The organism is Streptomyces sp. NPDC006385 (genome assembly GCF_040612485.1).
GTDB lineage: Bacteria > Actinomycetota > Actinomycetes > Streptomycetales > Streptomycetaceae > Streptomyces.
This window is the reverse complement of the sequence record NZ_JBEXQG010000007.1, coordinates 163,161-182,896: the sequence shown is the minus strand read 5'-3', so window position 1 is coordinate 182,896 and position 19,736 is coordinate 163,161. Positions and strand designations below refer to the sequence as shown.

General features: G+C 71.8%; 17 protein-coding genes and 1 pseudogene. 9 read left to right on the top strand and 9 right to left on the bottom strand.

The annotated features are described in order from the left end of the window. Nucleotides 1-340 precede the first annotated feature (340 nt). From ABZ078_RS08055 to ABZ078_RS08040, 4 genes are all read left to right on the top strand, one after another. A complete protein-coding gene (locus tag ABZ078_RS08055) occupies nt 341-1,165 on the top strand; it encodes a serine hydrolase (protein ID WP_356572853.1) in 825 nt (274 codons plus the stop codon). Nucleotides 1,166-1,218: 53 nt separating this feature from the next. Next, nucleotides 1,219-2,253 carry an esterase-like activity of phytase family protein gene (locus ABZ078_RS08050; protein ID WP_356572778.1) on the top strand — a complete coding sequence of 345 codons (1,035 nt, stop codon included), beginning with the start codon at nt 1,219-1,221 and terminating at the stop codon, nt 2,251-2,253. 107 nt (nt 2,254-2,360) lie between these two features. Beyond that, nucleotides 2,361-6,092: an ABC transporter ATP-binding protein gene (locus ABZ078_RS08045; protein WP_356572776.1), complete on the top strand. Its 3,732-nt coding sequence runs from the start codon at nt 2,361-2,363 to the stop codon at nt 6,090-6,092. A 91-nt stretch (nt 6,093-6,183) separates the two neighbouring features. Next, nucleotides 6,184-6,573 (top strand): hypothetical protein, encoded by a 390-nt coding sequence (locus ABZ078_RS08040; protein ID WP_356572774.1) that lies wholly within the window; start codon nt 6,184-6,186, stop codon nt 6,571-6,573. Nucleotides 6,574-6,592: 19 nt separating this feature from the next. Here ABZ078_RS08040 and ABZ078_RS08035 read toward each other — a convergent pair whose 3' ends face one another. The 5 genes from ABZ078_RS08035 to ABZ078_RS08015 form a co-directional block, all read right to left on the bottom strand. Then, nucleotides 6,593-7,237, bottom strand: a complete 645-nt coding sequence (locus tag ABZ078_RS08035) for a hypothetical protein (RefSeq protein ID WP_356572772.1) — start codon at nt 7,235-7,237, stop codon at nt 6,593-6,595. Between the two features lie 141 nt (nt 7,238-7,378). After that, on the bottom strand, nt 7,379-9,232 hold the full coding sequence (locus tag ABZ078_RS08030) for a glycoside hydrolase family 3 protein (RefSeq protein ID WP_356572770.1): 1,854 nt from the start codon (nt 9,230-9,232) through the stop codon (nt 7,379-7,381). Nucleotides 9,233-9,685: 453 nt separating this feature from the next. Further along, nucleotides 9,686-10,552 carry a GNAT family N-acetyltransferase gene (locus ABZ078_RS08025; protein ID WP_356572768.1) on the bottom strand — a complete coding sequence of 289 codons (867 nt, stop codon included), beginning with the start codon at nt 10,550-10,552 and terminating at the stop codon, nt 9,686-9,688. 247 nt (nt 10,553-10,799) lie between these two features. Then, nucleotides 10,800-11,384, bottom strand: a complete 585-nt coding sequence (locus ABZ078_RS08020; protein WP_356572766.1) for a sigma-70 family RNA polymerase sigma factor — start codon at nt 11,382-11,384, stop codon at nt 10,800-10,802. Between the two features lie 159 nt (nt 11,385-11,543). Further along, nucleotides 11,544-12,098, bottom strand: a complete 555-nt coding sequence (locus ABZ078_RS08015; protein ID WP_356572764.1) for a DUF4232 domain-containing protein — start codon at nt 12,096-12,098, stop codon at nt 11,544-11,546. Between the two features lie 306 nt (nt 12,099-12,404). Here ABZ078_RS08015 and ABZ078_RS08010 point away from each other — a divergent pair. Continuing rightward, nucleotides 12,405-12,608: pseudogene (locus ABZ078_RS08010) on the top strand (helix-turn-helix transcriptional regulator); the annotation flags it as partial. A 426-nt stretch (nt 12,609-13,034) separates the two neighbouring features. After that, nucleotides 13,035-13,895: a hypothetical protein gene (locus ABZ078_RS08005; RefSeq protein WP_356572859.1), complete on the top strand. Its 861-nt coding sequence runs from the start codon at nt 13,035-13,037 to the stop codon at nt 13,893-13,895. A gap of 211 nt (nt 13,896-14,106) precedes the next feature. Here ABZ078_RS08005 and ABZ078_RS08000 read toward each other — a convergent pair whose 3' ends face one another. Continuing rightward, nucleotides 14,107-15,474, bottom strand: coding sequence for a M14 family zinc carboxypeptidase (locus ABZ078_RS08000; protein ID WP_356572762.1), 1,368 nt, complete (start codon nt 15,472-15,474; stop codon nt 14,107-14,109). 265 nt (nt 15,475-15,739) lie between these two features. Here ABZ078_RS08000 and ABZ078_RS07995 point away from each other — a divergent pair, with 265 nt between their 5' ends. Both ABZ078_RS07995 and ABZ078_RS07990 read left to right on the top strand, forming a co-directional pair. Next, nucleotides 15,740-15,949: a hypothetical protein gene (locus tag ABZ078_RS07995; RefSeq protein ID WP_356572760.1), complete on the top strand. Its 210-nt coding sequence runs from the start codon at nt 15,740-15,742 to the stop codon at nt 15,947-15,949. A 101-nt stretch (nt 15,950-16,050) separates the two neighbouring features. Further along, nucleotides 16,051-16,296 (top strand): hypothetical protein, encoded by a 246-nt coding sequence (locus tag ABZ078_RS07990; protein ID WP_356572758.1) that lies wholly within the window; start codon nt 16,051-16,053, stop codon nt 16,294-16,296. A gap of 118 nt (nt 16,297-16,414) precedes the next feature. Here the strand turns inward: ABZ078_RS07990 and ABZ078_RS07985 are convergent, their stop codons facing one another. The 3 genes from ABZ078_RS07985 to ABZ078_RS07975 form a co-directional block, all read right to left on the bottom strand. After that, nucleotides 16,415-17,215: a sugar phosphate isomerase/epimerase family protein gene (locus ABZ078_RS07985; RefSeq protein WP_356572756.1), complete on the bottom strand. Its 801-nt coding sequence runs from the start codon at nt 17,213-17,215 to the stop codon at nt 16,415-16,417. A gap of 64 nt (nt 17,216-17,279) precedes the next feature. Beyond that, nucleotides 17,280-18,212: a bifunctional helix-turn-helix transcriptional regulator/GNAT family N-acetyltransferase gene (locus ABZ078_RS07980; RefSeq protein ID WP_356572754.1), complete on the bottom strand. Its 933-nt coding sequence runs from the start codon at nt 18,210-18,212 to the stop codon at nt 17,280-17,282. Nucleotides 18,213-18,286: 74 nt separating this feature from the next. Continuing rightward, nucleotides 18,287-18,883 carry a dihydrofolate reductase family protein gene (locus ABZ078_RS07975; protein ID WP_356572752.1) on the bottom strand — a complete coding sequence of 199 codons (597 nt, stop codon included), beginning with the start codon at nt 18,881-18,883 and terminating at the stop codon, nt 18,287-18,289. Between the two features lie 267 nt (nt 18,884-19,150). Between ABZ078_RS07975 and ABZ078_RS07970 the strand changes: the two genes are divergently transcribed. Beyond that, nucleotides 19,151-19,735: a TetR family transcriptional regulator gene (locus ABZ078_RS07970; protein ID WP_356572750.1), complete on the top strand. Its 585-nt coding sequence runs from the start codon at nt 19,151-19,153 to the stop codon at nt 19,733-19,735. The last annotated feature ends 1 nt before the right edge of the window (nt 19,736 follow it).

Below are 19,736 nucleotides of genomic sequence, written 5' to 3'. Positions count from 1 at the left end.
GGTTGAATGGAGGCGGCACTCGGGAGCGTGACATGGACATGTGGCGGTGTAAATGGACTTCGCGTGTCCATCGGGTGACCGGGACCGGCAAATACCCGCTTTTCCACACGAGTCCGGGCCGGCCGCCGCCGATCCGGACGTCTGCCTGCGCCTTTTGGAGCAAGGACAGGACGGCCGATACGCCGGCCGTGGTCATCGTGCGTACAACCTTTCACGTGAGCTCGTTGGTCAACAGGACATGACTCACGGGACAACGAGCGAGAACTCAACGAGCGGGAACTCAACGAGCGGGAACTCGACGGGCGGGAACTCAACAGGCGCCGCCAGGCGGGCGAGAGCGCTGGTGGCGGTCGGTGTGGGCGCGGGGATCCTCATACCGTCCATCGCCGCCGCCACCCCCGCCGTGGCGGCCGCCGCGCCCACCGTCAGCTGCACGTCCGCCAAGGCGGGCCTCGCCGACAAGTTGAAGAGGGACATCACGGCCGCGCTGGCCAACCGCAAGGGCACCGTCGCGGTCGGACTGTACGACCGTTCCACCAACACCACCTGCGCGCTCAGGGCGTCCAGCGCCTACGACTCCGCCAGTATCGTCAAGGTGACCGTGCTGGCCACGCTGCTGTGGGACGCGAAGAAGCACGACCGGTACCTGACCGACCGTGAGGTGTCCCTGGCCAAAGCCATGATCACCAAGTCGGACAACGCCGCCACCAGCACGCTCTGGAAGCAGCTCGGCATGACGAAGATCAAGGGCTTCCTGGCCGCCGCCGGCATGACCCAGACCAAGCCCGGCGCGAACGGCTACTGGGGCCTGACCCAGATCACCGTCACCGACGAGCAGAAGCTGCTCAAGCTCGTCACGGCCAGGAACGCGGTGCTCAGCGACAACTCCCGCGCCTACATCCTGAAGCTGATGGGCCAGGTCGTCTCCTCGCAGCGCTGGGGCACGCCGTACGGAGTGCCGTCCGGGGTCACCGTGGCCGTCAAGAACGGCTGGCTGCAACGGTCCACGCACGGCTGGCGGGTGCACAGCGTCGGCGCGTTCAAGGGCGGCGGGCACGACTACGTGATCACGGTGCTCACGCACGGCAACAGCACCATGAACTACGGCATCGCCACCATTCAGGGCGTCGCCAAGGTCATCCACAAGGACCTGGCGGCGAGCTGACCCTTCACGCGGCGGCCCACCCCACGTCACCCACCCGACCTACGGTGACCCCCATGCGCCTGAGAACCGTACTAGCGACCGCCACCGCGGGCCTGGCGGCAGCCACCTGCCTGACCGCCGCCGGCCCCGCGAACGCCCACCCCGACGCGCGGGGCGGTCACCACGCCTGTTCCCCCTCCGTCTCCATCGACCGCTTCTCCGACGCGCTCGACAAGACGACGTACGAGGGCACCTTCGTCGGCAACTTCTCCGCGCTCGCCGCGGACCGGGACGGCTCGCTCGTGGCCGTCTCCGACCGCTCCTCCCTCTTCCGCCTGGACGGCAGGACGCTCACGCCCGAGGGGGTCGTGCCGCTCGCCGACGAGAGCGGCGCCGCCCTCGACTCCGAGGGTGTGGTCGTCGACCGGGACGGCACCCGGCTGATCTCCTCCGAGACCGAGCCCTCCGTACGCCGCTACTCCCGTGACGGCAGGATCCTCGACCGCCTGCCGGTGCCGGACGCGCTCAAGGTCGCCCCGGCGGGCCGTGCCGTCTCCAACGGCACCTTCGAGGGGCTGACCCTGCTCCCCGGCGGACGCACCCTGCTGGCGTCGATGGAGTACGCCCTCTCCGGCGACAGCGCCGGCCTCGTCCGCCTCCAGACCTGGCGGAAGACGAAGGGCGGCCACTTCGAGCTCGGCCCGCAGTACGCCTACCGCACCGACACCGGGCTCGGCGTCCCCGAGATCCAGGCGACCCCCGACGGCCGCCTCCTCGTCCTGGAGCGCGGCTTCACCGCCGGCGTCGGCAACACCGTCCGCCTCTACCTGGCCGACCCGCGCCGCGCGACGGACACGAGCGGCATCGAGAACCTCACGGGCCAAGGCGGCGTACGTCTGGTCGGCAAGACGCTCCTCGCCGACCTCGTGAACTGCCCGTCCCTGGGAGCGACCGCCGGGCAGCCCCAGCCGAACCCGCTGCTCGACAACATCGAGGGCATGGCGATCACGGGACGGACGAGCGATCGCCTGCGGGTGCTGCTGGTCAGTGACGACAACCAGAACGCGGTGCAGACCACGCGGTTCTACCACCTGCGGGTGCGCGTCTGACCGTCGCCGACCGTGCACCGACCGTTGCGGAGGGATGAAATCCGCTTCGGTACGCGTTGGTGCCTTCCGGTAGATCAGGTGGAGCAGGTCTGACGGAGGGCACCGACGTGGCAGCGCAGCCGGGATGGGCGCGAAGACTGGCCGGATACGCGTGGCGCCATCCGAAGGACGTGATCCTCGCCCTCGGCTCCTCCCTGGCCGGCATGGCCGTCATGGCGCTCGTCCCGCTGATCACCAAGGTGATCATCGACGATGTGATCGGCGACCACAGCCGGTCCATGGCCGTCTGGGCGGGCCTGCTGATCGCCGCGGCCCTCGCCGTCTACGTCCTCACCTACATCCGCCGCTACTACGGCGGCCGCCTCGCCCTCGACGTCCAGCACGATCTGCGGACCGAGATGTTCGGGACGATCACCCGGCTCGACGGGCGGCGCCAGGACGAGCTGTCCACGGGACAGGTCGTCGGCCGGGCCACCAGCGACCTCCAGCTCATCCAGAGCCTGCTGTTCATGCTCCCGATGACCATCGGGAACCTCCTCCTCTTCCTGATCTCCCTGGTCGTCATGGCGTGGCTGTCGCTGCCGCTCACGCTGGTCGCCCTCGCGGTCGCCCCCGCGCTGTGGTGGATCGCCAAGCACAGCCGGACCAGGCTGCACCCCGCCACCTGGTACGCCCAGGCCCAGGCGGCGGCCGTCGCGGGCGTCGTCGACGGTGCCGTCAGCGGCGTACGCGTGGTGAAGGGGTTCGGGCAGGAGGAGCAGGAGACCGGGAAGCTCAGGGAAGTCAGCCGGCGGCTTTTCGCGGGGCGGCTGCGGACCATCCGGTTCAACTCCAGGTACACCCCGGCGCTCCAGGCCGTCCCGGCGCTCGGCCAGGTCGCCATGCTCGCGCTCGGCGGCTGGCTGGCGGTGCGCGGGCACATCACCCTGGGCACGTTCGTCGCCTTCTCCACCTACCTCGCCCAGCTGGTCGGGCCGGTCCGCATGCTCGCCATGGTCCTCACCGTCGGGCAGCAGGCCCGGGCGGGCACCGAGCGCGTCCTGGAGCTGATCGACACCGAGCCGTCCATCGAGGACGGCACCAAGACGCTCCCGGCCGACGCCCCCGCGACCGTCGAGTTCGACGACGTGTCCTTCGGCTACGACGGCGCCTCCGGCACCACCAGCCCGGTGCTCGACGGGCTCAGCTTCGAGATCCGCCCCGGCGAGACCCTCGCGGTCGTCGGCTCCTCGGGCTCCGGCAAGTCCACGATCTCCCTGCTCCTCCCGCGCTTCTACGACGTCACGCGCGGCGCCGTCCTCGTCGGCGGCCACGACGTCCGCGAGCTGACCCTCGACTCGCTGCGGGCCGCGATCGGGCTGGTGCCCGAGGACTCCTTCCTCTTCTCGGACACCGTGCGCAACAACATCGCCTACGGCCGTCCCGACGCGACCGACGAGGAGATCGAGGCCGCCGCACGCGCCGCGCAGGCGGACCGCTTCATCGCCGAGCTGCCCGACGGCTACGACACCAAGGTCGGCGAGCACGGCCTCACCCTCTCCGGCGGCCAGCGGCAGCGCGTCGCGCTCGCCCGCGCGATCCTCACCGACCCCCGCCTCCTCGTCCTCGACGACGCGACATCGGCGGTGGACGCGCGCGTCGAGCACGAGATCCACGAGGCGCTGAAGCACGTCATGGAGGGCCGCACGACCCTCCTCATCGCCCACCGCCGCTCCACCCTGAACCTCGCGGACCGCATCGCCGTCCTGGACGCCGGCCGCCTCGCCGACATCGGCACCCACGAGGAACTCCAGGAACGCTCCGCCCTCTACCGCCGCCTCCTCACCGACCCCGACGAACTCGGCGGCGTCTCGCCCGGCCACGCCCAGCCCGCCTGCCCCCAGGAGGACACTTCCGTACGTGACGAGCTGGACGCCGAGTTCGACGCCGAGCGCGGGGTGACGCCGAGGCTGTGGACCGGGGACCGCGAGCGCAAGGACCTGGCCCTCTCGGAGTCCCCGGCCACCCCCGAACTCCTCGCCCAGGTCGAGGCGTTGCCCCCGGCGACCGACGCCCCCGACGTCGACGAGGCGCGCGCGGTCCGGCCGGAGGAGTCGTACGGCCTCAAGCGGCTGCTGCGCGGTTTCGGGCTCCCCCTGCTGATCAGCCTCGGCCTCGTCGCCGTGGACGCCGGGATGGGCCTGCTCCTGCCCGTCATGATCCGGCACGGCATCGACGAGGGCGTCACGGCGGCGTCCCTCGGCGCGGTCTGGGCGGCGTCCCTGCTCGCCCTCCTCGCCGTGACCGTCCAGTGGGCGGCCCAGATCGGCGAGACCCGGATGACCGGGCGCACCGGCGAACGCGTCCTGTACTCCCTGCGCCTGAAGATCTTCGCCCAGCTCCAGCGGCTCGGACTCGACTACTACGAGCGGGAGTTGACCGGCCGGATCATGACGCGGATGACCACCGACGTCGACGCGCTGTCGACCTTCCTCCAGACGGGCCTGGTCACCGCCTTCGTCTCGGTCGTCACCTTCTTCGGCATCATGGTCGCCCTGCTGGTGATCGACCTCCAGCTCGCGCTCGTCGTCTTCGCGACCCTGCCGCCGCTGATCATCGCGACGTACTTCTTCCGCCGGGCCAGCGTGAAGGCGTACGAACTCGCCCGTGAACGCGTGTCCGTGGTGAACGCCGACCTCCAGGAGTCGGTGTCCGGGCTGCGCATCGTGCAGGCCTTCCGGCGCGAGCGGGACGGCGGCGCGCGGTTCGCCGAGCGCAGCGACAGCTACCGCAGGGCCCGGATCCGGGGACAGTGGCTGATCTCCATCTACTTCCCCTTCGTGCAGTTCCTCTCGTCGGCCGCCGCGGCGGCGGTGCTGATCGCGGGCGGCGCCCGGATCGAGGCCGCGACGCTGACGACCGGCGCGCTGGTGGCGTACCTGCTCTACATCGACCTGTTCTTCGCCCCGGTCCAGCAGCTCTCCCAGGTCTTCGACGGCTACCAGCAGGCCACGGTCTCGCTCGGCCGCATCCAAGAACTGCTGAGGGAGCCGACGTCGACGCGGGCGGCCGAGGAGCCGCAGGAGGTGCGGTCCCTGCGAGGGGAGGTCGCCTTCGAGGACGTGCACTTCGCGTACGGCGGTGACGAGGAGGCTCTCAGCGGCATCGACCTGCGCATCCCCGCCGGCCAGACGGTCGCCTTCGTCGGCGAGACCGGCGCGGGCAAGTCGACGCTGGTCAAGCTGGTGGCCCGCTTCTACGACCCGACGGGCGGCCGGGTCACGGCCGACGGCACGGATCTGCGCTCCCTGGACCTCACGTCGTACCGCCACCGGCTCGGCGTCGTCCCGCAGGAGGCGTACCTCTTCCAGGGCACCGTCCGCGACGCCATCGCCTACGGCCGCCCCGACGCGACGGACGCCGAGGTCGAGGCCGCGGCGCGCGCGGTCGGCGCCCACGAGATGATCGCGACCCTCGACGGCGGCTACCTCCACGAGGTCGCCGAGCGCGGCCGCAACCTCTCCGCCGGGCAGCGCCAGCTGATCGCGCTGGCCCGCGCCGAGCTGGTCGACCCCGACATCCTGCTCCTCGACGAGGCGACGGCCGCACTGGACCTGGCCACGGAGGCCCAGGTCAACCAGGCGACGGACCGCCTCGCGGGCCGCCGTACCACCCTCGTCGTGGCCCACCGCCTCACCACGGCCGCGCGGGCGGACCGGGTGGTCGTCATGGATCACGGGCGGGTCGCCGAGGACGGCACGCACGACGAACTGCTGGCGCGCGGCGGTCGCTACGCCGAACTGTGGCGGACCTTCCTCGGCCGGTCCGAGCCGGAGGAGCCGGTCGCCGCGTCCCGATAGAGGTGTCCTCGTGACGGCCGTGCAACCATCCGGCATACGCCGTGCGTCCGTACACCAGTACGCTCATTGCCGGTGTACGGGGAGGACAACAGTGGACAGAGGTGCGATACGTCGGCGACTGGCGGTCGGTCTGGCGTTGCTGACCGCGGCCGGACTGCTCGCGGTCGCGGCCCCGACCCAGGCGCAGGCCGCCCCCTCGCGTTGCGAAGGGCGCAAGGTCAAGACGTACCCGTTCTCCACCGGCACGCTCTACGTCTACAAGAAGCGCGGCTACGTCTGTGCCGTCACGGTCCCCAAGAACCCGGGCCGCCAGCAGAAGATGAGGGTCAGCGTGCAGGCGTACCGGGCCAACCCGGTCACCGACGAGGGCCTGTACAGCTACCGGGCGGGCCCGGTCACGGTGCACGCCGGGCACCGGTGCGTGTGGGTGAAGGGCAAGGTGGGGCGGGGGTCGGTGAGCAAGGGGTGGATCCTGTGCTGACCGGTGCGGCGGACGGCGCTCACACCCGCCGCGCGCACCCCACCGCCTTCTCGCCTCCCAGCCGGACGTACAGGGCCGTCGACCGCGGGCACTGCGCTCGCCTGTCCACGGCCTTGGTCACCTCGTACTGCGGCTGCTGCTCGCCCGTGCCGTCGCACGGCGTCTCGCGGACCCGGCCGTCGCCGGAGCCGTAGACGCAGTCACCGACGATCGTGCGGGGGCCGCCTCCGCCGCCGGGGTCGCCGGGGTGGGGCGGGGTCAGGTTCCGCATACAGGCGTAGCCCTGGGGGACGGCGCCGTCGCCGTCCTCGTCGGAGGTCCGGCTCTGTGCGCTGATGTGCAGGACGAAGTCCGTGGTGCCGGGACACGGCGGACCGTCGCCCACCTTGCCGTCATGGCGGGCCACGACCCGCGCGGCCGCCCGCTCGCCGGCGCAGGGCACCTCGGTGAAGCTCGTCGTCCCGAAGGAACTGCACTCGTCGACGCCGAGGAACACCGCGCCGTTCCCGCTCCCGTCCCTGCTGTCGCTCGTGCTCGCGCTCTCGCCTTCTCCGAGCCGGCCGTCCTCCGCCGCCGCTCCCGACGGACTCTGGCACCCCGTCAGCAAGGCGGCCAGCAGCGCCAGCAACGCCCCCACCGCCCCCACGGATCTGCTCCCGCGCATCGCACTCCCCCCGGGTACCCCGGTCCAGCGTGGCCCGCCGCAGCGGGTGCACGCCAGACATGCGGGGTGCTTTGCGTACGTTGGGGGTGAGTGCGGTCGGTATATGGCGTACGGGCGGTACGCCCACGGTGATACCGCGTGTTAGCTGCCGCGCCCGTACGACAACCCGTGGCCGACCGGATACAGCACCCGCGTCGGATCGTCCGCCCGCTGCACCGGAACCGGCAGCCTGCCGCGCGGTGCCACCCGGCCGGCGATCACCCGCGCGGCCGCCCGCAGTTCGACGTCGGTCCAGGAGTAGGACGCCAAAAAGGCGGGGACGGCGGGCAGTTGGGCCACGTCGTACGGGTTGCGGATCGCGACCGCGACCACCGGCCTGCCGGTCGCGAGGAGTTGCTCGACCAGCGCCTTCTGCGCGCTGCCCGCCGTGACGTTGTACGTCCCGACCACCACCGCGTCCGCCTCCCGCGCCGCCGCGACGGCCCTGGCGATCGTGGTGGCCGAGGGCGCCGTCCCCGTCGACAGGGCGGTGGCCGTGAACCCCAGCTCGGTCAGGGCGGCGGCGAGGACGCCGGTCGGCGGGCCCGTCGTGCCGGACGGGGAGGCCGGGTCGGCGCCGACGACCAGGACCTTGGGGTGGGTGCGGCGGGAGAGCGGCAGCAGCGGACCGTCGTTGACGAGCAGGGTCGTCGTGCGGTCGGCGACGCGGTCGGCGGTCCTGAGGTGGGAGGCGGTGCCGACGTTCCGGTCGACCCCGCCCTGGCTGACGTACGGCTCGTCGAACAGCCGCAGCTTCGCCTTCAGCCGCAGGATCCGCAGGATCGACTCGTCGAGCCGCGCCTCGGTCAACTCGCCGTCCCGGACGGCCTTCAGGACGGCGTTCCACGCGATGTCGAGGGAGGGCGGGTTGAGGAGCTGGTCCACGCCCGCCTTGAGCGCGAGGACGGGGACGCGGTCGTCGCCGTACTTCGTCCGGACGCCCTCCATCCCGAGGGAGTCGGTGACCACCACGCCGTCGTAGCCCAGTTCCTCGCGCAGGATGCCGGTGAGGATCGGGTGGGAGAGGGTGGCCGGGTCGCCGGAGTCGTCGAGGGCCGGGACCATGATGTGCGCGGTCATGATCGAGTCGATGCCGGCGCGGACGGCGGCCCGGAAGGGCGGCGCGTCCAGGGTCTCCCACTGCTCACGGGTGTGGGTGATGACCGGGAAGCCGTAGTGGCTGTCGACGGCCGTGTCCCCGTGCCCGGGGAAGTGCTTGGCGGTGGCCGCGACCTGCAGCGCGCGCTGGTATCCGGCCACCTCGGCGGCGACCATGCCCGCCACCGCGTCGGGTTCGGCGCCGAAGGAGCGGACGCCGATGACCGGGTTGGCCGGGTTGACGTTCACGTCGGCGACGGGGGAGTAGTTCTGCCGGATGCCGAGCGCTTTGAGTTCCTGCCCGGCGATACGGCCGAGGGTGCGGGCGTCGGTGCGTGAGCCGCCGGCGCCGATGGCCATGGCGCCCGGGAAGAGGGTGGCGGGCTTGCCGACGCGGCAGACGATGCCGTGCTCCTGGTCGGTGGAGATCAGGACGGGCAGGCCGCGGGGCTGGGCGAGGGACGCCTTCTGGATGCCGTTCGACAGGTCGGCGATCTGGTGGGGGTCGCGGGTGTTGTGCGCCCAGGTGAAGTAGATGATGCCGCCCACGCGGTACCGGGCGACCAGTTCGGCGGCCGTGCGGACGCCGATCTCCTTGAGGTTGGCGTCGATGTCGACCTGGTCGGGGGCGGTCGCGGAGTGGCCGTAGACCCGCATGACGAACAGCTGGCCGACCTTCTCCGGCAGCGTCATCCGGGCGGTGAGGGCGCGCAGCTTCCTGTCGTCCGGGGTGGGGACGCCGGCGTGGGCGGTGCCGCCGACGGCCAGTGCGGTGGTGAGGCCGGCGGTGGCCGCGAGGACCGTACGTCTCGAAGGTGGTGCGGTGTTCCCCGTGCTTCCCGTGCTGGTGTCGGGCACGTGCGCTCCTTCCGGAGGTGGTGCGCTGAAGGAAACTTCCGAGAAGTCAGCAATAACCGGGAAGTTTCTGCCAGTCAAGGGAACGGGCCGCAACCGAAGAGGGGCCGCCATCGGCGCAGTTGGAGGGGGGCGCGCCGATGACGGCGTGCTGCCGGCCGTGGTACGGCGGAGAGGGTGGTCAGCTATCGCAGCCAGCAGCGAGGCCGACACCGCACCACGGTGACTCTCCGGCAGCTCGCGGATTGGACGAGCAGGGGTGGGGCTGGGTTCCCCGGGATGGCCGGAATCCGCGAAGTCGGTGCACGGGAGGGCGAAGTGACGCGTGGGCGACGAGCGGGGGTCCGGTGCCGGTCCATCCCATGGACGCCACGGCAGCGGGGCTCTGAGGAGTTCGGGGCGCCGCGCGCGCGGTTGTGACGGGCGGGGCGGTGGGAAGGTCCGCGGACCCCGACGTCAGACCTTCCGGATCCGGTCGGCGATCTCCGGCCTCGCCGCGAACCCGGCCGCCTTGTACGTCGCGACGCCGCCGACGTTGGAGCTCGGCGTGCACACGCGCACGCTCGACGAGCCCGTCTCCCGCAGTGCGGCTGCCCCGGCGAGGGTGATCGCCCGGCCGTAGCCGCGGCCGCGGTGGTCCGCGTGGACGCCCATCGGCTCGACCAGTCCCGGCTTCCCCGGGCCGGCCGACCAGACCGTCACCACCGCCGCCGGGTTGCCCTGGTCGTCGTAAGCACCCAGGCATCGGGCGTCGGCGTAGAAGGGTCCCGCGGACATCTCGTGCCGGTACTCGCGCGTGGGTTTCGTGGTGTCGAACGCGGACCGCAGGACGTCGGCGAAGTCCTGTGCCTGCTCCAGGCCGATCGCCTCGATCCGCACGCCGGGGTCCTCCACCGGTTCGGCGAGGTCGCGGAAGAGGGGCGTCCACGGCTCGTCGACACCCCAGCCCTCCTTGGTCAACAGGTCGTGGAGCAGGAGGCCCTGCGGCGCCTCGACGGACACCGCTCCTTCCGGCAGCACGCCGCGCTCAGGCAGCGAGAAGTCCTCGACGAGCCGCCGCGCCAAGTCCTCGTCCTGGAAAGCGTCGGGAGCGGCCGTCATCCGCACCAGCGTCGGCGAATCCAGCATCCCGACAGCGAGGATCCGTCCGTTCCGGCTCCAGGTCCGGACCGCCGCGGCCGTCTCGGCCGTTCCGAACCGGTAGTTCCAGCCGATGTCCCCGGGATGCAACTGCATCGGCGCTTCGTCGTGCTGCCACTCCCACAGCGCCGCGACAGCCTCGCGCACCTCGTCGGCCGTCGGCGTACTCAGCACCATCGTCATAGCCGGGATCTGACACCCCGTCTCGGTGGCGTGCAACCGATTAACCGACCAAGCGCTTCAGGGGGAGGGCGGCGGGAGGTCGATGGCGAGTCCGGTCCCAGCCGGTGCAGCAGCCGCTTGCGCAACTCGCCGCGCTGCCAAGGCGGCCGCGACGACTTCAGGGCTGTTCGGGGCATAGGTGTCGGGGAAGAACCCGTAGTTCGTACGGCCCACCGGTTCACCATGTCGGTCACTTCGCGAGCGGGTGTCAGCCCTGGACGCCGCGGGCGGCCAGGGCTCTGTGCAGGGCACGCATCGCGTAGTACGTACGGGACTTCACCGTCCCCTTCGGGATGCCGAGCAGCTCGGAGACCTGGGCCACGCTGCCGCCGTCGAAGTACATGTGCCGGAGGATCTCGCGCTGCCGCTCGGTGAGGTCTCCCAGAGCCTCCGTCACCACGTGCCCGGTCAGCAGCCGGTTCACCTCGTCGGCCACGGGGATGTCCGTGTCCTCCAGTGCCTGCGGAGTCGTCGGGCGCAGCGTCCGCGCGCGGTGTTCGTCGATCAGCAGGTTCCGCACGACCGTGAACAGCCACGGCCGCAGCTCCTCCGGCGCGGCGCCCAGCGCCCCGGCGTGCCGCCAGGCCCGGACCACCGCCTCCTGCAGGAGGTCCTCGGCCTTGTGCCAGTCACCCCGCAGCCTCCGGGCCGCGTGCCGCAGCAACACCTTGCCGTACTGTGCGTACACCGCCCGGACGAACGTCTCGGCGTCCGCGCCGCTCCGCTCGGGGGCCGCCAGGGCCCCGCCCGCCATGGCCGGTGTCCCGGTCGGCCGGACGTCTGCGACAAGCATTACGGCGCCTCACACTTGTTCACGCGAATCCCCCGAAAGTGGAAAGAAAAGAACGGATACAACGGGCGTAAGGGCACGTGCGCGCGGTGCGCGCCTCCCGTGCTCCGCGTCCCACGGCACCGCCGCGCCACCGGCGGTGCCATGGGACGCCGGGACGGCTCAGCCGAGCAGCGCGTCGTAGACGTCGCTCTGCCAGTAGGTGACGTGGTTGGAGCTGTCGAAGTACACGCCGCCGTTGGGCAGCTTCAGCGTCACGGACTTGCCGATCGAGCCGTCGAGGTTCCTGTTCGAGAAGCTCACGCCCAGGGTCTTGGCGGTGTAGCCCTCGTAGCCCTCGGGGGAGGAGGTCATGATGCCGGCGTACCCGGACTCTCCGGGAGCCAGGGTCACCACGGCCTGAGGCCGGCTGGACTCCAGCCACGGAACGGCGGCCTGGGCGCCTTCGCCGGCGCCCAGGTAGGGCGCGGCGTAGAGGTTGCAGAGCTTGGTGCCGGTGTTGGTGGCCGTGAGCAGCAGGTGGTTGATGGGTCGGGAGACCTGCTGGACGGTCAGCTCGGTGTTCGCCGCGGTGCAGTCGACGACCGAGGCCGCCTTCTTGGGAGTGGCGGCCGAGGCGGTGTGGCCCGCGGCCTGGACACCGACGAGGGCGAGAGCTGCGGCGACGACCATGGAGGAGGCGGTCATGCGGGTGGTGAAGCGGTGTGCGATACGCATGGAATGAACTGCTTTCTGTGAGTTCCGAAGGATGGACGGAAGAGGGATCTTCCGGTTGATGGGTGGCGTTCGGTCCTGCCCGGTGTCCCGGACCGATTGCTTTCAGGTCAGATACGCGCCCGAAAAAGGAAGTTGAGAGCGCCGTCACCGCGTTGGCGGAGGTGGCGTGCTTCGATGGAAAAAGCCTGTGCCACGCCTCGTCCCATCCGCCATTCCAAGCTGACCTTTGGAACGCCGGGACGTCGGCACCGGCTCTGAACAGGGGGAACGTCCCTTTCTTGGGATGTCGAACGAGATGGAGGACTGGTGGGGGCGGCTGAGGAGACAGCTGATTTCGCGGCGCTTCTACGCGCGTTGAAGGAGCGTTCGGGGCTCAGCTACGAAGCTCTGGCCAAGCGGGCGCACATGAGCACGTCGACACTGCACCGCTACTGCAAGGGGGAGGGTGTACCGGCCGAATACGCGTCCGTCTCGCGTTTCGCGCGGGTGTGCAAGGCGACGCCGGAGGAAGTGGTCGAGCTGCACCGTCGGTGGGTCGTGGCGGACGCGGCACGGGAACGCTCACGGCGAGCCGCGGCGGCTAGGGCGGCGGGGGCGCCGGGGGCCGCGGGACAGGACCGCGTGCCCGACGCCGGCTCCGAGCCGCAGGGAGCTCCCGGATCCGTGGCGGGGCTCGCGGCCGATTCCGGGTCGGTTGCGGTGGGGGGATCTGGGGCTGCCGGGTCGGACCTGGCTGCCGGGTCCGCGTCCGCGTCCGTATCCGTATCCGGGTCCGGGTCCGCGCCCGCGCCCGTATCCGGGCCCGGGAACCTGCCCGGGACCGGACCCGCGTCGCCGCAGGAGGCGGAGCTGCCCGCTCAGCGTCCCGCGCCGCGCCGCTCCGCCTTCCGCAGGCGGCCGTTCCTGATCGCCGCGAGCACCGTCGCCGTTGTCGCCTTGACGACGGCGGTCATCAAGAACATCGACTACGGAGTGAAAACAGGCGGCCCACCGCGCGCCGAGAGCCTGTACACCGACTCCCCGGACCCGCACGGGTCGGCGTCCCGGTCCGAGTCCCGGTCCGACTCCCCGTCCGCGCGGCCGAGCCGCCAGTCGGTAGCGAAGACGCCGGGTGCGCAGCCGTCGGCGTCGGTGAGCGGCGGTATGGCCGCGACCCAGGACAGCGCACCGGATGCCGCCACGGACGACGGGCCCATGCCGCTGACGGTGAGCGCCCGCGCCCACGACTGGGAGGACTACTGCGGGACGTTCTACCTGGTCGACCGGCCCCCCGCCCAGGTCCCCCTGCCACCGGCGACGATGCAGGACGCGCCGAAATGGGCGGGCGACATCGGTGCCGTCTCCGCCGGCAGGCATCGTGTGTCGGTGACCGTCCAGGGCACCGGGGACAGGGCCGTCGTCATCGAGTCGCTGCAGGTCCGCGTGGTCGGCTCGGGTGCGCCCTTGCCCTGGACCGCGTACGAGATGGGCGTGGGCTGCGGCGGCGGGGTGGAACCACGGGAGTTCGGTCTGGACCTCGACGCGGCACGGCCCACCGTGGTGCCGAAGGGGGGCCAGCGCGGCTTCCCCTACAAGGTCAGCCAGTCCGACCCCGAGGTCTTCTACATCACCGCCCACACCGGTACCCGCGACGTGAAGTGGTACCTGGAGTTGCAGTGGAGCAGCGGCGGCCGCCAGGGAACGCTAGAGATCAAGGACGGCGAAAAGCCCTTCCGCACCACCTCCATGACGGGCCGTCCGCTTTACGGCTACTACCCCGGCCACACCGAGTGGGTCAAGCGGGAGGAGGAGCGGTAGCCGACCCCGCGCACGTCAGGGGAAACGTCGATGGGCCGGCCGGACTGGAGAAGTCCGGCCGGCCCATCGGCGTACCCGGGCACCTACCGCGCGGCAGGGAGCTCAGCGGTCGTCAGGACGAGAAGGGAACGGCGTCCGCCAGTCCCCCCGACCGGCCCCTCGCAGACGAAGCGCGCGGCCGGCAGCCCGTCTTCATCATGTCGGCATCTGCTCAGGACTTCAGGTGACGCAGTACGGCGAGGGCGGCGCCCGTCTGCACGGCCACGAGGTCGCGGAGGGGATGAGCTTCGGCCGCGAGTTCGCCCTCGGCGTCGGCACACCAGTCCTCGAAGAGGCGACGGGTCCGTGCGAGGGCGCTGCGCACGGCCGGCGGCTGGTTCCCGGCGGCGCACTCCAGGGCGAGCCGGCGGCTCAGCAGCCCGGCGCCGCGCAACCGCAGCATGTGCACGATGCACCGGGCGGCGAACGTGTCGGCCACGGTGGCGTCCCGTTCCTGGCCGGCACCGGCCATCGCGTCGTAGGCGAGGGCCAGGTCGGCGCTCTGCTGGAGGTGGCCGGCCAGAGCCGCGCGCATCGGCGTGGGCACCTTCAGGTGCGGCTCGGCCCGTTCGAGCAGCCCTTGCAGCTCCTGCCGGTCGGCCTCGAGCTGCCGGGCTGCCTCGCGCAGCACGGCGCCGTGGGGGCGGCCGGCCGGAGTGAGGTCGTCGGCGCGTGCGTCCCGCCACAGCGGCACTTCGGTGACGAGAGTGGTCGTGCTGTGCCGCTGGGCGTAGTGCGAGCTGGACAGCCCGGAGGCCGGCGGCTTGCCGCGGCGCGCGGCGGCGGCGGTGAGATCTTCGGCGGTGGGCATCAGGTAGACGCCGGGACCGGCCTCCGTCCAGCCCAGGGTGTCGACCGGGCCTCGGGAGAGCAGCACGTCGTGCGCGGCCGCGAATGCCGCGAGATCCTCCGCGGCCCCGGGAACGGGTCGGCTCAGGATGAAGAAGACGCCGCCGAAGTCGGCGTTGTGCAGGGAGTACTGGAAGTGCGGCCTCAGTTCGTCGATGACGCGGGCCAGCGCCTGCGTCTCGGGCAGCATGCGGTCGAACCAGGCCGCGTCGTCCGTGACGGGGAAGGTCCACTCGGGCTGGTCGGCGAGGGCGGGCCGGTAGAACTCCGTGTGGTAGTGGCGCAGCGTGTACGGCCCGTCGAACCAGCCTTCGTTCAGGCGCGTGCCGTCCGGGTCGAGGCAGGGGATGAAGTGCCAGGTGAGGTCCGCTCCGTCGCGCAGGGCGGGGGTGTCCGCGACGAGCCGGGCGAGGTGCCGGACGGTCAGCAGCCCGACCGGTTCGTTGGGGTGCGGTCCCCCGACGATCAGCGCGTTCCTGCGTCCGTGTCCGACGGACAGCATGCGCAGGGGCTCGCCGAGGCGGGAGGTTCCGATACGCCTCAGGCCGCACACGTCAGGCCGGTCCGCGGCGAGCCGCTCGATGAACGCGTGGAGCTCGTCGACGGTGCAGAACCTGTCGATCGGCGGCACCGTGCGCAGCAGTTCCTGGATGCTCCCGTTCGTCAGTTCCTGGTCCGGCCCGGTCGTCACGCCCCCTCACCTCCGCGCAGCGGGTTCCCCGCCGCCATGGGGCGTGCGCCGGCGGGCCGGTGAGGCGTGTCGGTCTTCATGATGTCCCCCCGAAGGAGTCGGTCGATCGCGTGGTTGCCGTGGACGGAGGCGGGCGCGGCCGGTTCACACGGCGCGCTGCCCGGGTGGTCTTCTCCGGCGGTGGCCTTCTCCGGCGCCGTACGGACCGCGAGCCTCCCCACGACCCTCTACGACGGGGCGGCACGAGCGGTTCACCCCCGACCCCATGAAGGACAGCTGCGGGCTCGGTGGTCGCACGGCCCTGCCGTGCGGGGCGATGACCGCGCTCGACCTCATGGAGCGGGCGGGAGACCGGGCGGCGGCCAGGCCGGCTTGGACGCGGGCGCTGGAGCTCGCCGAGGGGCGCCCGGAGGTGCATCCGCTCCCGGAGATACGGCAGCGGCCGGCGGACGCCGACGAGCGGCACGGCGCCTGACCCGAGAGCGTTCGCGAAATCCCCGCCACCGGTGAACCGCCGGGGCCGGGCCGTCGTTGCATGAGGCACACCGGGGGTCGGCAGCGACGCAGGAGTGGTCCATGGAGTGCGAACAGCTGAAGTTTGACCTTGTGGCCGAAACACTGGCCGGACGGAACGGACCGGACAGCCCGGTACTGGCCTCGCACGTCAGCACATGCGAGCGGTGCCGGCGGGAACGCGCGGAACTGCACGAGGCCGTCCGGCTGCTGTCCGCTGTGCCACCGCACGAGTGGGACGGCGTCCCCGAACCGGATCCCGAACGGGCCATCGCACGGCTTCGCGCGGACACAGGGCTCAGCTGCTGACGTTCTGGCCAACAGCCAGTCGAAGGCGTCCGGCACCGGGCGGGACGTCCAGCAACTCGACCGACGCGTTCTCCGGCGGGCGCGTCCACCTCGGCCGGCGCCCCCCAGAAGCCGCCGCCTAAGCCGACTCGTTCAGCAGCCGCGACAGGTGGTCCCGCCCCGCCCTCAGCAGCTCCGGAAGCGGAGCGGCGCTCTCGTACCAGCGCTTCTCGTACTCCCAGCACAGCCACCCGTCCCAGCCGTGCCGGGAGAGGACCTCCACGCACTCGGCGAGGGGGAGGACACCGGTGCCGAGGGGGAGCGGGGTGGTGTCGTCGGCGGAGGCGATGTCCTTGACCTGGACGTAGCCGAGGTACGGGGCCAGGGCCGCATAGCTCTCCGAGGGCTGCTCGCCGCCCAGCCAGGTGTGCATGACGTCCCACAGGGCGCCGACGTGGCGGTGGCCGACCAGGCCGAGGACGCGGATCGCGTCGGCGGCGGTGCGGTGCGAGTCGTGGGTCTCCAGCAGGATCCTTACGCCCAGGTCGGCGGCGTACTGCGCGGCCGTGCCCAGGCGCCGCGCGGCGATCGCGTCCGCCGCCTCCCGGCTCTGCTCGGGGTCGGCGCCGGGGAACACCCGCACGAAGCCGGCGCCGAGGTCGTGGGCGAGGTCGAGGAGGGCGCGGATCTCCTCGATCACGGGCTCGTCGTCGCCGGGCGCGGCGACCCGGGCGTACCCGGCCAGGCCCAGCAGCTCGATGCCGGCCGCCTTGAACTCGCCGACCACGTCGGCTCGCCCGGCGGCGTCGAGGCCGAGGTGCACCGGCTCCTCCGGGTGCGTGCGCAACTCCACGCCGTGATAGCCGTGCGTGGTCGCGAGCCGCAGCACGTCGGGGAGGGGGAGGCCGGGGACGCCGAGGGTGGAGAACGCCAGTTTCATGACTCCCACCTTGCCAGGGAAACGGGGGGACACACATGGGGACGGCGACCCGGCGTCGGCGGTGTCACCCCGAGGTGCCGCGCAGACCCAGGCGCCAGTCCTGGCCGACCAGGTCCTTGCCGAAGGAGCGGTGGGGCTTCTCGGCGACCAGGACGAAGCCGTGGCGCCGGTAGAGACGGCGGGCTGCGGCCAGGACGTCGTTGGTCCACAGCACCAGGTCGCGGTAGCCGACGCCGCGCGCGAAGTCGACGACCGAGCTGACCAGGCGGTCGCCGATGCCGAGGCCACGGGCGTCGGGCTCGACGAGCAGCAGGCGCAGCCGGGCGGTGGCGGGGCCCTCGTCCCGTACGCACATCACGCAGCCGACCGGCCGGCCGTCCAGCTCGGCGATCCACACCCGCTCCAGATGCGGATCGTGATCCTCGGCGAAGTCGGCGACGATCCTCGCCACCAGCCCCTCGTAGTCGGCGTTCCAGCCGTACTCGGCGGCGTACAGCGCGGCGTTGCGCTGCACGACCCAGCCGAGGTCGCCGGGGCCGGGTTCGCGCAGCAGGACGTCCTCGCGGCGGGGAGGGCGGCCCTCGGAGAGGATCGTGCGGACGGTCGCCATCGCCTGGGTGAGGCGGGGGCGCTCGGCGGCCGACACGGTCGCCAGCAGTGCCCCGACCGCTTCGTTCGACCGCTCCTCCAGCAGCTTGCCGGTCTCCCTGCCGCGCGCGGTGAGCGTGACGCGCCGCCGACGGGGGTCACGGTCGGAGGCCGTGCGCTCGATGAGCCCGGCCTGCTCGAACTTGTTCAGGATGCGGCTCAGATACCCCGCGTCCAGGGAGAGCTCGGCGCGCAGGTCGGCCGCGTCGGTGCGCGGGGAGTGCGCGAGCTCGTACAGGACGCGGGACTCGGTGAGGGTGTACGGGGCGTAGAGGTGGCGGCTGTAGTCGAGGGCGCCGATGACGTTCGTGTAGAAGCGGTTGAAGGCGCGGACGTCCTGGACGGTCATGATCGTCGACCTCAGATGGTTGACTCAGTCAGAGATACCGTGAGGTCGAGCCTAGGACGCCCGCGCCCCCGCCGCTAGCCCTCGGCGGCCGGCCGGTACACGCATACCTGCGCTCCGGTCTTGGCGGTGGTCGTGGACACCAACTCGAGCGCACGCTTCCCGCCGTCGGCCGGGAAGATCGACTTGCCGCCGCCGAGCAGCACCGGCATGACGATGAGCTGCAACTCGTCGACCAGTCCCTCCTGGATGAGGGTCCGCACGAGGGTGGGGCTGCCCATCATCGCCAGGTCGCCGCCCTCGGCCGCGCGCAGCTCCCGTACGCGCGCGACGGCCTCCGCGCCCGGGATGAGTGTGGTGTTGTTCCAGGTCAGGTCGGCTTCGGTGAGCGTGCCGGAGACGACGTACTTCTTGATCGAGTTCATCCGGTCGGCAAAGGGATCCCCGGCCCGCTCCGGCCACGCCCCGGCCATCGCCTGCCAGGTACGCCGCCCGAACAGCAGCGCCTCGGCCCGCGCCATCCCCGCGTCGAACGCCCCGCCGAGCACCTCCGGGTCGAAGTACGCGTGCGACCAGCCGCCGTGCGCGAAGCCGCCGTCGGTGTCCTCCTGGGGGCCGCCGGGAGCCTGGACGACGCCGTCGAGGCTGATGAACTCGGTGATGACGATGCGCATGGGAGGCGCTCCTGCTGTCTCGCTCGGGTGAGGACGCATGAGAGACCGGGCCGCGGCCGGAAACTCATCGGTGGGGGAGCCCTGCGCGCGGAATGAGGGATGCGGCAGCGCCGCCGCTGTCGGCCACGGCCGGACGGGGCGACGGGTGAGGCGCCTGCCGCCGCCGCAGAGCCGGATGTCCGAGCGCACGAGCTTTCCGCAGCCGATAACTCCATGCGTAGTACTCTCCCTGTAGTGGTACCTAGGGCTACGTCTGGAGCGATGTGCATGGTGAGACGGAACGACCAGCGGCGTGCCGCGCTCGTCGACGCCGCGATCGAGGTGCTGGCCAGGGAGGGCGCACGCGGGCTGACCTTCCGGGCGGTGGACGGCGAGGCCGCCGTACCGGCCGGGACCGCGTCCAACTACTTCGCCAACCGCGACGACCTGCTCACCCAGGCGGGCGCCCGCGTCTATGAGCGGCTCCAGCCCGACGAGGCCACGCTCGCCCGCCGGCGGACGGCCGGCCGCGACCGGGAGGCCTACGCGGAGCTGATGCGGGAAGTGGTCGGCCGCGTCGCCGCCTTCCGTACCGGCTACCTCGCGCTGCTCGAACTCCGTCTGGAGGCCACTCGTCGCCCCGAGCTGCGCAAGGTGCTCACCGAGCGGGTCCGGGCCGACGTCGACGCCAACGTCGCCTACCACGAGGGCTCCGGCCTCCCCGGCGACGCCGTGGCCGTCAAGCTGCTCATGCTGACCCTGAACTGGCTGATCGTCGAGCAGCTCACCCTGCCGGACGTGTTCACGGAGGCGGAGCGTGAGCAGTTGGTCAGGGCCGCCGTCGAGCGGATCGTGGTGCCGGACCTGCCGTAGT